This is a genomic window from uncultured Allofournierella sp. (assembly GCA_944382705.1).
Lineage (GTDB): Bacteria > Bacillota > Clostridia > Oscillospirales > Ruminococcaceae > Allofournierella.
This window is the reverse complement of sequence record CALWNE010000059.1, coordinates 19,921-35,575: the sequence shown is the minus strand read 5'-3', so window position 1 is coordinate 35,575 and position 15,655 is coordinate 19,921. Positions and strand designations below refer to the sequence as shown.

Here is a 15,655-nt window from a genome sequence, read left to right as displayed (position 1 = left end):
CCGTAGGGGCCGGCAGATTGCTGGCCTGGGCTTTCTGTGCCGGAGTCGCTCTGCTGTGTGCTCTTGTGGCGTTTGTAGCGGTAAGCGGTTACAGCCAGCTGCCCAGCGGCAATGAGCAGGCTGTGGTGGTGCTTGGCGCCGGATTGCGCGGTGAGGTACATAGCAATCTGCTGGAGCGCAGGCTGCAAAAAGCCCTGGAATACTACCAGCAAAATCCCCAGACGGTGCTGGTAGTTACCGGCGGCCAGGGCAATGGCGAAACCATCCCGGAAGGAGTGGCCATGGCCCGTTGGCTGATGGAACGAGGGGTGCCCTCACAGCAGATTATTGTGGAGGATAAAAGTACCTCCACCGAGGAAAATCTACTTTTTGCCAAAGAGCTTATGGAGCAGCAGGGTATTTCTGCTGAGGCGCCTGTTGTAGTGGTTACAAATGCGTTCCACTGTTACCGGGCGGGCCAATATGCGACGATGGTGGGGTTTAAGCAGGTAAGCCTTCTGCCTGCTTCCATCAGCATTACCTCGGTACTGCCTTGCTATCTGAGAGAAGCCTTTGCGGTACTGTATTACTGGGTGTTCAAATCCAGCCGAACCGGATGGATGTTGCCTTTTGTGGGCATTTTCTGACCATGTCACCCACAAGGATACAAACATTACGCATCAGCAACCTACAAAATCACTTAGGAAAGGAAGGGAAATCATGGCCTCAATCATAAGGGTGGATCACCTGCGCAAGATTTATCGGGTGGGCACCGAGCGGGTAATGGCTCTTAACGATGTAAATCTAACCATTGAGCAAGGGGAAATTTGCTGTATCGTAGGCCCTTCGGGCAGCGGTAAATCCACATTGCTCAATCAGTTGGCAGGTCTGGAAAAACCCACGAAAGGGGATGTGTACATAGGGCGGCACAATATTAGCATTATGACCGAAAACGAACTGGCAAAGTTTCGGCAAGAGCATCTTGGTTTTATTTTTCAAAGTTATAATCTGTTGCCAAACCTGACCGCTGCCGAAAATGTAGCTCTGCCACTGATGTTCAAGGGTGTGCCCCGTAAAGAGCGGTTGGAGCTTGCCACTCAGGAGCTCAAAAAAATGGGGCTTGCCAAACGGGCGAATCATAAACCTACCGAAATGAGCGGCGGCCAGCAGCAGCGTGTGGGCATTGCCCGGGCGTTTGTTGCAAAACCAAAGGTTATCTTTGCAGATGAACCCACCGGCAACCTGGATAGCAGCACCACCAAACAGGTTCTGTACCGAATGTTCTCTATGGCTAAGGAAAGCAATATTACCTTTGTCATGGTTACCCACGAACGGGATCTGTCCGCAGTGGCGGATCGGGTTATCACCATCCGTGATGGAAAGGTGGAAAGCAATATTCTGGTAGACGAAGAACAAAAGAGGAAAGCAAAAGAGGAAATGTTCCGGGATATTTTGGACCAGCAAGCTCCTCCGGAGCCGCAAACCAATGTGTCGGATTACAAAACCAAACAATGAGGAGAGAATCGTATGAAACAGCCCATTAAGCAGTTAAGCGTTTTTCTGGCAATGCTCATGGCCGCCGGTACTTTTGCAGGGTTTTCTGCCTTTGCGCAAGAACCCCAGGCTGCCCTTCCTTCGGCGGCAGCTGCAAGCGAAAGCCAGCCTGAAGAAAGTCCCACTACCGAGCCTACTCCTGTGCCTGTGGTTCAGGTAAAGGACTACCAGGTGGAAATTCTGGACGGCACCGATAACCTCTGGGACCGCATGGAAGGTGGCCATGTAACCATTTCCTTCCTGAATGCAGAAGGTGTTGTGTCGGGCCGTGTGGTAAACAACGCTTGCTTTACAAACTACGGCCCGGTGGAAGCTCAGGTACAGAATGGCTCCGTTACCTTTAATAACATTTTATACCTGGGTGGCGGCAACACACTGCAGTTTGAGTTGGTAACAAGCAACGGCGTGGTACAGGAAAGCATTGTCATTGCCCAGTGTCTGGATTCTGCCGACACGCAGGAACCGGAAGCCACCGCCACACCGGAACCAGAAAAAGATTACCCCAAAATTCTGGTCAAGGATTTCTCCTTTGGCGGCACCAGCGTGGAAGCTGGCAAAGAATTTGTGCTGGATTTGACCCTGTTCACCACCAGCGGCACCAGCAGCTTGCAGGATGTAATGGTGGGCCTAAACTTGGGGGACGCTAAAAACATCTCCCTGGCAAGCGGCAGCATGAATACTTATGTGGGCACGATGGCACCCAACACCACCAAAACCATCAGCTTCAAGATGACCACGGATGCCACCATTGAACCTGGCGCCATCAGCATCTCGGTAAACCTGAGCAGCAAGGAAGGGGAGGCTGCTGTTTCTCCCATTTCCATCCCGGTCACTCAGCCCGAACGCTTTGACATCACCAATATGGAAGCTCCCGAAGTATTGATGATGGGCGAAGAAGGCTATCTGTCGGTTACCTTTGTCAACAAAGGCAAAAGTTCCATCAACAACCTGTCGGCCGAAATTCAGGGCGATAATCTTTCCAACCCCGGCCAGAGTCAATTCCTGGGCAATATTCAGCCAGGCACTGAGAATTCGGTGGATTTTTCTGTGATTGCGTCCCAGGAGGGAGCGCTCAACGGCAAAGTAATTCTCACCTATGAGGACGCTAAGGGCGAGATTAAGAGCATCGAAAAAGAATTTTCCTGCATGGTAGAGCAGGGCATGAGCATGGACGACATGATGAATCCTGGCTTTACAGATGAAATTCCGGAAGAACCTCAGCAAGTTGGCATTCCGGTATGGGGCTGGGCTTTGATTGCTCTGGGCATTGTTGGTGTTGCTGCAATTGTAGTGGTTATTGTACGCAAAAAGGCAAAGGCCAAAAAACTGACACAACTGGAGGACGAAGATGAAGATATCTGATTTGCTGCGTCTCAGCACGGATAATCTTCGCCGCCGCAAGGGGCGTACAGCCCTTACTGTTATTGGTGTAGTTGTGGGCACCTTCTCGATTATCGTAATGATTAGCCTGGGTATTGCCAGCAATGCCCAGAACGAGGAGATGCTGCAAAGCTGGGGCGATTTAACCCAGATTACCATTAACAACTATCAATGGGGTGCCTCCAGCAACGAGATTCCGGTTTTGGATGACGCTATGCTGGACCAAATACGGGGATACAACCATGTTGTGGCGGTAACCCCCATGTATCAGGATGGTAACATGAGCGCCACCATTCTGGCCGGCAAGAACGATCGCTATGAAGCATACTCCTGGAATACCTATGGAGTGGACATGGATGCATTGCAGGCCATGGGCTACCAGCTCATTAGCGGAAATTTTATTACCGATGACATGAACCTGGGCAAAAAGAAGATTCCAGTGCTGATAGGTGAACATTTCGCCTACGAATTCCAAGATACTCGCAAGAGCCCCAACAGCGGCAAACGGCAGCGGTACTGGGGCCAGACCGACTCCGCAGGAAACCCAGTGGAGCCATTCTTTAACATCGAAAAGGAAAAACTCACTTTCCGGCTGACTGCCTATGACGCAAACGGAAACGAAAAAACGCAGGATTACCAGCTGGTGGTTGTGGGTGTGTTCCAACAGGATGATACCAAACAATATTTCACCAATTCCGGCATTGCCATGCGAGTTCAGGATTTGAAAATGCTCTCCGAAGCATATACCCGGCTTTCTGGCAAAAAGAACAGTGGCGGCGGTATGGCTATGATTGGCGCCAATGGCCAGGTAATTCAGCAGAAGGACAGCGGCTACCAAACCGTGTATGTAAAGGTAGACGATGTAAGCAATGTAACAGATGTAGAGCAGCAGCTGAAAGATTTGGGCTATGAAACATCCTCTATGAGCCAAATTCGCGAGGAAATGCAGGCCAGCGTGGCAAAGAGCCAAATGATTTTGGGCGGCACCGCAGCAGTTGCGCTGCTGGTGGCAGCATTGAACATCGCCAACACCATGATGATGTCCATCTACGAGCGCACCAAGGAAATTGGCGTAATGAAAGTTTTGGGCTGCGAGGTGCGCAAAATCCGCAATATGTTTTTGATTGAGGCAGGAGCCATTGGCCTGCTGGGCGGCATTATTGGTGTGGCCCTCAGCTTTCTGGCCAGTCTGGTGCTTAACAATCTGGCAACCATAGCTGCTTTGTTTGGTGCAGCGGTGGATGTGAGCGGCTTGCTCAACAGCTTTGGCGGCGGATACTATGGCGCTACCGGGGGAGCTATCTCCATGATTCCCCCATGGCTGGTGGTGTTGGGGCTTAGCTTTTCCACTCTGGTAGGTGTACTCAGCGGTTTGTGGCCTGCCATCCGAGCTACCCGCATCAGTGCTCTGGAGGCCATCCGCCACGAGTAAGGGTTTGTTTTCTTTCTGGAAAACATTCATATTACACAAAAACAAAAAGTCATGTCCCTGGTTTTAAAAGGGACATGACTTTTTTGTTGTTTTGGTTTACATTGGCCTGCCAAAAGACCAACTGGTGGCCTTGCAGCAAACACGATAGAACCTGCTTGGATTTAGTAACAGAGACTTAGTAATGGGCTACAACCAGCGTATCGCCTTCCAGAATGGTGGTATCACCACATGGAATGATGGTTTGATTAAGCCGCTGTACCATAACAATTAAGGTTCCGTTGGGTAGATTGATTTCCCGTAGGCTCTTGTTGCAGTAGCGGTTCTTTTCGGTGACTGCAACTTCACGGAGCGTAAGATTTTCGCGGTTTTCAAATTCCCGTCCTGCAATCACCAGCAAATCGCCAGGCAAAATTTCTGTATCGCCGCTGGGTACCATAAAGCCCTGATTCTGCCGGGCTACCAGCGCAATTAAGAAATCTGGCGGGGTAACAATATCCCGCAGCTTTTTATAAGCCCAAGGGTGAGTTTCGTCCATATGGATTTTAATAAAGCTTACATCGTTTTCTTCCTGGTAATCGTTAAAGGTCTTGCGCACATCAGCGTGTTCATCAATCATACCAATCCAGCGGGCCACATAGGGCAGCAGGGTACCCTGGAACGCCATGGACAGCAGCACAATGCAGAACACCAAATCAAAGAGATTGTAGGTAAGATTTTGGTAATGAAGTGTGGCGTAAATTGCAAACACAATGGAAGCAACGCCCCGCAGGCCAGCCCAGGACACAATACCCATCTGAGCCAGAGAGGAGCGGAAGGGGAGCAGAATACCCACCACAGCCAGCGGACGGCCCACGAAGGTGAGGAACAGCGTAATAAGAAAAGCGGGCACAATGACCAGAGGCAGGTCCTTGGGAGTGACCAGCAACCCCAGCAGGAAGAAAATCATCATCTGGGCAATGCCGGTAAGTACATCAAAAAAGCGTACCAGGTTGCGTTTTTCCGGAATGCGTGCGTTGCCCATCAGGATGCCACAAAGGTAAACGCTCAAATAGCCGTTGCCGCCCATGGCAGCGGGAAGAGCATAGCCGATAACAGCAATCGCAAACACAAAGATTGTGCTGCCCTGGGAAATTTGGAAATCCCGATTGGAAAGCACCCAAACCGCAGCGGCACCAATGGCAAGACCGCACACAATACCAAAGAACAACTGCTGGAACAGCATCCAAGGAACCGAGATACTGTCTCCCCGCATGAGTGCCACCAACACTACCGTGAGCATATAGGATATAGGGTCGTTAGAGCCGGATTCCAGCTCCAGCAAACTGGCAGTGTTGTCTTTCAGGTTCAGGCTGCGGGTTCGCAGGATGTTAAACACCGAGGCAGCATCCGTTGATGCAATCACCGAGCCGATCAGTGCACTTTCCAGCCAGCTGAGATTGAGTGCAAAATGAATAAAGACGCCTGTCAGACCTGCGGTTAGCAGAACGCCCAGTGTGGAAAGCACTACGGACTTGGCAGCTACGGATTTAGCAGCCCGGATGTTGGTGCCAAAACCACCATAGTACATAATAAATACCAGGCAGATGGAACAGACTGTTTCGGAGAGGCTGTAATCGCTGAAAGAGATTTTAAAAATCCCGTTTTCACCAAAGGCCATACCCAGCAAAATAAAAATCAGCAGAGAAGGAACTGCCAGCCGTTCGGTAAAGCGATATGCAGTAATACAAACCAAAATCACAATACCCATTAACAATAGGATGCCGTTCAAAGGGTCACTTCCTTTCAGATAAAGTTGTACTTATTTAGTGTAACATAAATTCATGAGTATATCAAAGAAATAAATGAAAAAGAAGAAAGGCTAGCACAAAAATATCCTGGAGCAACTTTACACAAAAGGAATCGCCAGATTATTCTGATGTACAGAGCAGATTTTAAATGTAAAAGTTTTGGGGTCGCAAGAATAGCAGCTAACAAATGGCTGAATTTGTGTTTGCTTTTGATGCGGATGCAGCAAGTTACAAGAAACCAGTAAGGCACCAGATTCTTCTGCTTTGTATTGATTAAATGGGACTAAAGAGCGATGAAAAATTATTCTCCGGGAAATTATTTGTGCAAAAAGGCCCCCTTCCCGGCGGAACAACCATTCGGCTGGGAAGGGGGCTAAACTGCACTGCTTTAAAAAGCAAAGGGATACCCGATGGCCTGGCGTACTTCCTGGGCAGCTTGTTCGCCGCACAAACGGCGGACAAGAACCAGGGAGAAGGGGATGGAAGCGCCCAAACCCCAGCCGGTGATGATGGGGCCGTCCTCCACCACAGGTTGGTGCACTACCAGCGCGCCGGGCAGCTGGTCTACAAACGCCTTGTGGGCTGTTGCCTGGCGATTTTCCAAAAAGCCAAGGCTGGCCAGAACCGTGGGTGCTGCACAAATGGCAGCCAGCAAAGCACCGGCTTGGGCGGCTTGGGTGCAGATTCGCTTTACATCCTCGCTCTGGCCCAGGTGAGTTGTACCAGGCATACCGCCGGGCAGAACAATGGCGTCAAAATCCTGGCCGTTCATCTGGCTGGCACAGGCATCGGTATGCAGCCGGATGTCATGACTGGATACAATTTCCGGAATTTCGTAAATACTGGCAGTGATTACTTCCACACCAGCCCGGCGCAGCAGGTCTACGGTGAGCAATGCCTCACACTCTTCGGTACCATTGGCCATTACAACACAAACGCGTTTCATCTCCAGGGTTCCTCCTTTGGTGGGTTTGTTATCAATGTTCAGCTGGGGCAGAAGCACTCTCCGCCTTGCTGTCGGATACACTGCATACCGTAAGCACCCTATCGCATACGGTGAACTTAATTTCCAGCCCTGCAAACGAAAGGCCGTACACCCGCTGGGGGTCGTCGTGGTAGGAGGGCCGAGGGTCCTGAGACAGAACACCCCGAAGGGCCTCCTGTTTTTCTGCCGGCACACAGTCCAGCCACCGCTGGGGAAATACCACTTCCAGCCCATAATCCAGATGAGCAGTTGCAAACCCGCCGGTAGCCTGCGGCTTGCAGTCCGCAGCAGGCAGATAGGGCTTTACATCAAAAATAGGGGTCTGGTCCAGCAGGTCGGCTCCCAATACATGGAGCACCGGCCCCAATTCCGGGTGCAATTCAATGCGCTCCAGCTCCACGCAGGAAAGCCCAATGGCATTGGGCCGAAAAGGGGAACGGGTGGCGAACACGCCCATCCGTGTATTGCCTCCCAGCCTGGGCGGGCGCACGGTGGGGGACCATTGGCTCCGTACCGCTTGGGAAAATTGCCAAATCAGCCACAGGTGAGAAAACCCTTCCAGTCCACGCACCGCAGCATCCACCCGGTATTCCGGCTCAAACACAATGCGGGCTTTAAGCTGGGGCACCATTCCGCTTTGGCGGGGAATGCCGAATTTTGAGGAAAAATCCGAGTGGATACGGGCAATAATTTGCATGGGGATGGGGTTTTCCATAAGGTGCGCTCTCCTTCAGTTAGTATACCCACCCCTTAAAGTGGGTGAGCCAACGCTTTTATTATAACACAAACCAGAGCCAAGCGCACAAAACAGAAAAAAGTATGACCTACGGAGTTTAAGGCAGCACCGCACAATTCATACCCCAAAGCTCAGGGGGGTGTATCTGGCAAAAGTTTTTGTGATACTTTGCCAAGAGCGCAGCCAACCACTAAAGATTGGCTGCGCTCTTGGGGATATCCTGTAAAAAATCCAGTGCGCTCCAGCAACTAGAAGTATGTAGTGCTGTTCTAAGACTTGTTTTTAATCCGAATACGGCGCTGGGGGATAAAGCCCTTGCCTGTAAACCATGCACTACAGGTACGCCAAAGGTCGATTTTTAGAGATTGTCGTCGGCGGACTGGGAGGAAGCAGAGGCATCATCTCCTGCGGCAGATTCAGTGGAGCCGGAGTCTGCCTCCGGTGTAGCATGGGCTGCGCCATCAACGCCCCCCATACCGCCGCTGGGCTGGATTGTAACCTGTGTTACGGTGTTGCTATCGTCCAAAACCAGCTCCAGCACATCTCCCACCTGGATGGAGGAAATATCAACCTGGGCTTGGTCATCCGGCATAAAGCTGTTGATGGTTGCCTGGGAGAGGTCAAACTCCTGGGTGGAATCACCGGCAACAAAACCGCCGCCATGGCCATTGCCCTGGGGAGGCGTTTGTCCTTCGCTTAGTTCGGGGAGATTTTCGCTGTTTTTTTCATCAGGCATCTGGGGCGGGGTGTTCTCGCCGCTATCGCCAGAAGGAGCAGAATCGCTGGGCAGGTCGGCAGGGGGTTCACCCTGCGGATTCTGTCCGTCCTGTGGAGCCTGGCTCGGATCAAAGCTTTCATCGCCATCTGGCCGCTGTCCACGCTGGGCCATTTCGCCCAGTTGAAGGGTAACAACCTGCCCGGAAATGTCCGTGACCTGACCATAGATTGTTTGGCTGGCAGAATTGCCGCCGGAAGGAGCGTTTGCCTCGGAAGCGCCGCTGTCAGTGCCGCCTAAGGCCGAACAGGCAGTAAAGGCTGCTGCCAAACCGACAGCGCAAAGGGTGGTGAAAACTCGTTTCATAAAAATACCTCCAATGAATTGATGTCACAGCGCAAAGGATGTGACCATAGTAACTAAGACCAAAGGCGGCTGTGCACCAAGGCTGCTCCCAAAAAGAAGGTAAGCCGTGGCATTAGCAGTACCCGCCTGTTTCACTATACTACACCTTACCCCAATAAATGGATGAAAGTTTTGAGAAAAATTACCAGACTGAGGTGGCACATATAGGAGATACAAGAAAAAGAGTCTTCTTGCAGGCTTCCATTCATTATTCTGCTTGCAATTTTAAAACTGCATCCAAACAAAGCTGTAAGGCATATTCATAGGCATCACCGCCCCAGTTCCGAGCGTCGTAGGCTTCCACATTTGCAAGGCTGTCAGCGGTATACAGCAACATACCCCATACAGCACCCCGAAAAGCAGCGCAGGCAGCTAGGGCAGAACATTCCATCTCCACAACAGCGCAGCCTTCCATCTTGCGATAGTTGATTTTTTCGGCGGTTTCCCGATAAAATCCGTCGGTGGACCAGGTAATTACCTCCTGCCAGTGCAAGTTGTGTTCCTGCAAAGTCTGGGCTAATGCCTGCTGCGCTGTTTCGTTGACCTCCATATAGCGGGAAGGCGGTGCGTAGTGATAAGAGGCTCCCTCATCACGCAGTGCCTTGGAGGGGATTAAAAAGGTTCCCTCCGCAAAAGGCTGCAATGCACCGCAGCTGCCGGTGGAGATAATCTGCCTGACGCCATACCCTATAAGCCAGTCCAGAAGCTGAGCCGCCGCCGCTGCCCCCACCGGGGCCTGGCAGAGAGTAATTTCCTGCCCATGGTAGAGAACTGTATACACAGGATATTTCTTCGTGGCACTCACGAAATGTGCCACCAAACAAGCGTTATGAGCCAGGGCATATTGTTCGATGTAGTCGCCTACAAAGGCAAATACACATTTGGAGGGCAGATGCAGATCCAGCCCTTCGTGGGTGGGATTAATTACAGCACTGGGACAGTTGTCAAATTCCAGCAAGGGGATTTCGTGTTTGATGATGCTCATAGTAGGGAATACTCCTTTCAAAAAATCATTTGCAATACAGATTGGATTGCAAAAAAGCCCCATAAAGCAATCGCTTTCTGGGACTTTTTGCATTTAATTGTTTTTAAAAAGGGCTACCACACATTCTACATGCTTGGTGCGGGGGAATAAATCTGCCGGTTGGATTTGTTCCACAGTATAGCCATGGTCTGCCAGGTAGCGGCAGTCCCGGGCGGCGGTGGCAGCGTTGCAGCTAACCATTACGATACGGTGTGGCGCCATGGTGAGCACGGCATCCAGCGTGGTGGTGTCACAGCCCTTGCGAGGTGGGTCCAGACAAATTACATCCGGATGCAGGCCCTCACTGGCCAGCTGACTGGCTGCTTTGCCAGCGTCGGCACAAAAGAATCGAGCATTTTTCTGCCCCATAGCCTGGGCGTTGATGCGGGCACTTGCTACTGCTTCCTCAATGATTTCAACGCCAATCAATTCCTTGCAATCCTGAGCCATGGAAAGGCCGATGGTGCCCATACCACAGTAGAGATCCAGCAAAGTATCCTGGGGGCTGAGCTGCGCAAACTGGCGGGCAACACGGTACAGCTGCTCCGCTGCGGGCGTGTTTACCTGATAGAAGGAGAGGGGGCCAATCTGTACCGGTACACCGCACATGGTATCTTCGATAAAGCCGGGCCCATACAGCACAATGTTTTGCTGGCCGGTAATTACATTGGTGCGCTGACGATTCACATTCAGCACAATGGTGCTGACCTGGGGGAACTTTTTAGGCAATTCCCGGCAGAGCAGCTCGCTGGCAGGCAGCTTTGTTCCGTTGACGACCAGGCAGACCATTACCTGATTGCTATGCCAGCCCTTGCGCAAAAACAGGTGGCGAACTAGGCCTTTGTGCGTTTGTTCGTTGTAGGCAGAGATATGGTGCTGTTCCATGAATCTGCACAAAAATGCTGCAATCTCGTTAAGCTCTGGTGGTTGCAGCTTGCAGTCCAGGCAGGGAACCAGCCGATGACTGCGTCCGGCATAAAAGCCAACCTGTACCGATCCATCGGAACCCTGCGCAACAGGGAACTGCACCTTGTTGCGATAGTTGTTTTCCAGCGGGGAAGCAAGAATGGGCAGTACCGGCAGGTCAAAACCGCCAATACGCTGAAAGGCATTCGCTACAAATTGCTGCTTGGCTGCGGCTTCGGCCTGGTAATTGATATGGCGGAAGCAGCAGCCGCCACAGGGCTTATACACCGAACAATCTGGCTGGATGTGTTGGGCAGAAGCTTTGACCATTTCATCTACGATGGCAAAGGCATAGCGGCCCATATCCTTTACAATTTTAGCACGAATCTCATCCCCGGGGGCGGTGCCAGGCACAAAGATGGCCTTGCCCTCATAATGGCCAACGCCGCTGCCATCGCTGGAAAGGCTTTCAATAGAAAGGGGAATGACAGAATTTTTTTGCATGGACAAAATAACGCCTCCTGTGTTATTCCGAGGGGGTCTGCTGGTCTTCTGCATTCGCTAAAAGACCAAAAGGAATCCAAAAACGGCCGCTTTCGTCTGGCTGAATGGACAAATCCTCTCCCGCATAGGTGGAATCCAAACCATTTAAAGCCACCGATACCACAGCCCGAGTAATTGCCTGCGTATCGTAATAGGAAACGGCAAAGCAGATATCATCTGCCATTAGTTGCTGCGCCACAAGCTGATTTTCTGCCAATGCTGCAATTTGGGTGGGGGTATCTCCCTCCAGCCAGCCCAGCTGCTGAGCCGTCTCGAACACAAGGCGGGCATCCTGAGCATGGGCAACCAGAAGAAGCTCCGGTTTTTCCTGCCCAGACAGCTGTTCGGCACTAAAGGCCAAGGGCTGCTGATTTTCATCCAGGTAGGTAATGCACTGAGAAAAGACTCCGTAGTGTTCACATTGCAGCAAAGTGCTGTCAATCATCTGGTTGTAGTAGGGGCCTTCCTTGCTTAGGTAAACAAAATATTGCAGCAGATGGTCTGCGTTCCGATCCACAACAGTGCCTCTTTCCCAGGCTGTTGTTATTTCGCTGCCCAATAATTCGCCGCCTAAAGCGGGACTGCTGCCCACATACCACATTTTATCATACTGCTGCATGGTTTCTTCACTGGGGCTGCGTCCCACCAAAATTAAGCCAAGACCATTTGCTTGGGCAAAATTCAGCAAATCATTGTCCACCGTATCGGTATCCTGGCTGACTACCAGTATCTTGGCGTTCTGCTCAACAAGCTGCTGCGCAGCTTGCAGATAGCCACCTTGGGAAGCATCTGCTTCCACAAGGGATGTGCTGCTGGTTTCCAACTGCTGATAAAGTTCATCCAAATCCAGATAGGGCATCTCTCGTTCCGAATGGATGTATCCAACGGTTGGATGTGGTGCAAAATAGTTGATACTGAGCAGATACAAAAACACACAAGCTGCAATAGCCAAAACAATGGCAAGCAGTTTGGCAATCAAGAAAATGCGATGCTTCACAGATTAAGGTCCCTTTCTTAGGTGGATTCGCTGCTGTTCAGGTAGCGGCTGGGAGGAACGCCTTTGGTTTTTTTGAATACCCGGGAAAAATAGAACTGGTCAAAAAAGCCTACGGAAACAGCAATTTCAGCAATGGAAAGCTTAGAATCCCTCAGTAGGTTGCAAGCTTCCTCAATACGATAGCTGGTGAGATAATCGATAGGGCTTTGCCCCACATTGCTCATAAACAGTCGGTACAGATGACTGCGGCTCACACCCACTGCCTTTGCGATGTCGTCAATGCTGATGTTGTGGGAATAGTTGAACTGAATATATTTGATTGCCCCATGCACATATTGGGAGCTGGTGCTGCCAATACGACTATCACACTGCTGGGCCTGCTGCATCATACAGGAAAGAAATAGATACAAATGGCCCACCATAGCGGCTTCATGCGAGGATTCAGGTCCTCTTGCTTCGTATATTGCCAGCATGGCTTTTTGCAAGTCATGCGGATTGGTACAGTGATAAACGGGCTTTTGATCACTAAAGGGGGTTTGCTGAATCAGCTTGTTGGCAAAAGCACCATTAAATCCTACCCAGCAATACTCCCATGGGTCGGTTTCATCGGCGCAGTAGGCAACCAGCTGGTTGGGTTTCACCAAAAATAAATCACCAGCCTTCAGTTGGTATTCATGGGAGCCTACGGTATACCGCCCCCGCCCCCGGATGACCAAATGAATCAAATAGTGATCTCGGATGCCAGGCCCCCACAAATGACCTGGTTCGCAGGATTGTACACCGCAATTGAAAATAGAAAGTTCCACATTGTCCGTGTAATTTTGTTTGAACGATTGTTTGTAGGTTTCAGCCATGGAAGCGCCTCCACAATGCGATTGATAAAATCCTTACTGGGCGGGTTGGTCAAACCTGCTGACCACAAATAAATACCGCTGTGCACACGGGTTCAACTGTGCACAGCGGTAAAGGGCTGGCAATCAGGTTACAGGGTCCGCTCTTTTTTCCAGGCCAAAAATTCCTCAAAGGTACCGGTACGGTCCAAACAACCCTGCTGTCCCAAGGGGATTTCGATGATGCGGTTGGCAATTTCGTCAATGAACTGATGGTCGTGAGAGGAGAAAATCAAATTTCCTTTAAAAGCAACCAATCCATTGGAAAGCGCCTGAATACTTTCCAGATCCAGATGGTTGGTAGGCTGATCCAGCAACAGTACATTGGAGTGGGACATCATCATGCGGGAGAGCATGCAGCGCACCTTTTCGCCGCCGCTGAGCACCTTAGCAGGCTTGTAAACCTCATCACCAGAAAAGAGCATCCGTCCCAAGAAACCCCGCAGGAAGGTTTCGGTGGGGTCTGGGCTATACTGACGCAGCCATTCAATCAGATTGCCGTCAAAACCGTCAAAGAAGGCGGAGTTATCCTGCGGGAAGTAGCTCTGGCTGGTGGAAACACCCCACTTGAAACTGCCGGAGTCTGGTTCCATCTCGCCGGTCAGAATCTTGAACAGGGCGGTCATACCTACTTCGTTGTCGCCAACAAGTGCGATTTTGTCGTTTTTGTTAGCGGTAAAGCTCACATTATCCAATACTTTTACGCCGTCGATGGTTTTGCTAATGCCCTCCACAAACAGAATATCCTTACCAGCCTCCCGCTCAGGGTCAAAGCCTACGAAGGGATAACGGCGGGAGGAAGCAGGCATTTCTTCCAGCTGGATAGAATCCAGGATTTTTTTACGGCTGGTGGCCTGTTTGGATTTGGACTTGTTGGCCGAGAACCGCTGAATAAAGGATTGCAGCTCCTTAATTTTTTCTTCCTTCTTTTTGTTCTGGTTGCGGATGAGCTGCTGCATCAGCTGGCTGGATTCATACCAGAAGTCATAGTTGCCGGCATACATTTGTACCTTGTTGTAGTCAATGTCTACGGTGTGGGTGCAAACGGCGTTCAAGAAATGGCGGTCGTGGCTTACAACAATGATGGTTCCGTAATAATCCATCAAGAATTCTTCCAGCCAGTCAATGGATTCGATATCCAAACCGTTGGTGGGCTCGTCCAGCAGAATAATCGAAGGCTGACCAAACAGCGCTTTTGCAAGTAGTACCTTCACTTTTTGACGGCCATCCAGATTTTCCATCTGCGCATAGTGTAAATCCACAGGAAGGCCCAAACCGCTTAACAGCTGGCTTGCCTCGGTCTCGGCTTCCCAACCGCCCATTTCAGCAAACTCTGCTTCCAGTTCACCTGCCAGCACACCATCTTCCTCAGAGAAATCCTCCTTAGCATACAAGGCGTCCTTTTGTTTCATGATGTCATACAAACGGCGGTTGCCCATAATGACGGTTTCCATCACAGGAAAAGAATCGTATTTATAGTGATCCTGCTCCAGCACACTCATACGGTCATCCTTGCCGATGGAGATGCTGCCGGTGGTGGGTTCAATCTGGCCGGAGATGATTTTTAAAAGGGTAGATTTGCCCGCACCGTTGGCACCAATAATACCGTAGCAGTTGCCCGGTGCGAAATTCAAATCTACATGCTTATATAAGGTGGTTCCTTGGAATTGCAAACTAACATCATTTACAGAAAGCATAAATGAAAAAACCTCACTTTATTCGTTGATTATTAAAAAGGCGTATATGCTGTGCCGGTTTTGCAACCAGACATTGGGTTACTTACCTGGAACATAAAATAACTCATTATACAGTATATCAAATTTAGCTTGCAATTTCAACGCAGAGCGCTACATCGGTACTAAGTGAAGCGGTTTGTGTGCAAGCAATTTCCCCAAAATTAGACATGATTCTGCTGTTTTAGAGAAAAAGTGAAGGAAATTGAAGGAAGAAATGTGTTGAATTTTTTCAAAAATAGTTTTAACATAGTGAATTGTAAACAATAATTTTGCATAGAAGGAGCGATTGTAGTGGCTGTTGCACAGCGTTATCATAAGCGGCGTCGTTTTTCGGCATTGGGGAAACTTCAGGCGAAATCAGAGATTTTGTACCGTGTGGATTGCCTGCCAGGAAAAGTTGCGGTTTATAGAGCGGTTTTGATAAAAGCAGACGGCGTACAGCGAGACAGCCTGCGTATTGAAGATGTGTCTCCAAGTGAAGCAAAGATGATATTGGATTTTTTATGGGAGAATGCTGTTCCCTTTTGCCATTGGAAGGAGGTGCTTTGTGATGCTGTGGCAAAGATTTAATGGGGATGGTGTGAAA

Annotated in this window: 14 protein-coding genes; 5 read left to right on the top strand and 9 right to left on the bottom strand. The window is 50.3% G+C overall.

Annotation, left to right across the window (positions count from 1 at the left end; translation table 11 throughout):
- The 4 genes from ACH2EM_RS09280 to ACH2EM_RS09265 all read left to right on the top strand — a co-directional run.
- Positions 1 to 626: YdcF family protein (locus ACH2EM_RS09280; RefSeq protein WP_395152137.1), on the top strand; the 626-nt coding region annotated here is incomplete at its 5' end.
- A gap of 73 nt (positions 627 to 699) precedes the next feature.
- The gene (locus ACH2EM_RS09275; RefSeq protein WP_395152135.1) at positions 700 to 1,494 is read left to right on the top strand and encodes an ABC transporter ATP-binding protein; all 795 of its coding nucleotides are present in this window, start codon (positions 700 to 702) and stop codon (positions 1,492 to 1,494) included.
- A gap of 12 nt (positions 1,495 to 1,506) precedes the next feature.
- Positions 1,507 to 2,895 (top strand): hypothetical protein, encoded by a 1,389-nt coding sequence (locus ACH2EM_RS09270; protein ID WP_395152133.1) that lies wholly within the window; start codon positions 1,507 to 1,509, stop codon positions 2,893 to 2,895.
- Positions 2,882 to 4,345, top strand: a complete 1,464-nt coding sequence (locus ACH2EM_RS09265) for an ABC transporter permease (RefSeq protein ID WP_395152131.1) — start codon at positions 2,882 to 2,884, stop codon at positions 4,343 to 4,345. Before ACH2EM_RS09270 ends, ACH2EM_RS09265 begins: the two co-directional genes overlap by 14 nt.
- Positions 4,346 to 4,520: 175 nt before the next feature.
- Here the strand turns inward: ACH2EM_RS09265 and ACH2EM_RS09260 are convergent, their stop codons facing one another.
- From ACH2EM_RS09260 to ACH2EM_RS09220, 9 genes are all read right to left on the bottom strand, one after another.
- Complete coding sequence (locus ACH2EM_RS09260; RefSeq protein ID WP_395152129.1) at positions 4,521 to 6,113, bottom strand: potassium/proton antiporter; 1,593 nt, start codon at positions 6,111 to 6,113, stop codon at positions 4,521 to 4,523.
- A gap of 407 nt (positions 6,114 to 6,520) precedes the next feature.
- A complete protein-coding gene (locus ACH2EM_RS09255; RefSeq protein WP_395152127.1) occupies positions 6,521 to 7,078 on the bottom strand; it encodes a DJ-1 family glyoxalase III in 558 nt (185 codons plus the stop codon).
- A 31-nt stretch (positions 7,079 to 7,109) separates the two neighbouring features.
- A complete protein-coding gene (gene tsaA / locus ACH2EM_RS09250) occupies positions 7,110 to 7,832 on the bottom strand; it encodes a tRNA (N6-threonylcarbamoyladenosine(37)-N6)-methyltransferase TrmO (RefSeq protein WP_395152125.1) in 723 nt (240 codons plus the stop codon).
- A 379-nt stretch (positions 7,833 to 8,211) separates the two neighbouring features.
- Positions 8,212 to 8,934 carry a hypothetical protein gene (locus ACH2EM_RS09245; protein ID WP_395152123.1) on the bottom strand — a complete coding sequence of 241 codons (723 nt, stop codon included), beginning with the start codon at positions 8,932 to 8,934 and terminating at the stop codon, positions 8,212 to 8,214.
- Between the two features lie 247 nt (positions 8,935 to 9,181).
- The gene (locus ACH2EM_RS09240) at positions 9,182 to 9,958 is read right to left on the bottom strand and encodes a nucleoside phosphorylase (protein ID WP_395152121.1); all 777 of its coding nucleotides are present in this window, start codon (positions 9,956 to 9,958) and stop codon (positions 9,182 to 9,184) included.
- A 93-nt stretch (positions 9,959 to 10,051) separates the two neighbouring features.
- Positions 10,052 to 11,407 carry a 23S rRNA (uracil(1939)-C(5))-methyltransferase RlmD gene (gene rlmD, locus ACH2EM_RS09235; protein ID WP_395152141.1) on the bottom strand — a complete coding sequence of 452 codons (1,356 nt, stop codon included), beginning with the start codon at positions 11,405 to 11,407 and terminating at the stop codon, positions 10,052 to 10,054.
- Between the two features lie 22 nt (positions 11,408 to 11,429).
- Positions 11,430 to 12,443, bottom strand: a complete 1,014-nt coding sequence (locus ACH2EM_RS09230) for a hypothetical protein (RefSeq protein ID WP_395152119.1) — start codon at positions 12,441 to 12,443, stop codon at positions 11,430 to 11,432.
- A 17-nt stretch (positions 12,444 to 12,460) separates the two neighbouring features.
- Positions 12,461 to 13,297 carry an AraC family transcriptional regulator gene (locus ACH2EM_RS09225; RefSeq protein WP_395152117.1) on the bottom strand — a complete coding sequence of 279 codons (837 nt, stop codon included), beginning with the start codon at positions 13,295 to 13,297 and terminating at the stop codon, positions 12,461 to 12,463.
- Between the two features lie 128 nt (positions 13,298 to 13,425).
- Positions 13,426 to 15,030, bottom strand: a complete 1,605-nt coding sequence (locus ACH2EM_RS09220; protein ID WP_395152115.1) for an ABC-F family ATP-binding cassette domain-containing protein — start codon at positions 15,028 to 15,030, stop codon at positions 13,426 to 13,428.
- 330 nt (positions 15,031 to 15,360) lie between these two features.
- Between ACH2EM_RS09220 and ACH2EM_RS09215 the strand changes: the two genes are divergently transcribed.
- Positions 15,361 to 15,639: a hypothetical protein gene (locus ACH2EM_RS09215; RefSeq protein ID WP_395152113.1), complete on the top strand. Its 279-nt coding sequence runs from the start codon at positions 15,361 to 15,363 to the stop codon at positions 15,637 to 15,639.
- The last annotated feature ends 16 nt before the right edge of the window (positions 15,640 to 15,655 follow it).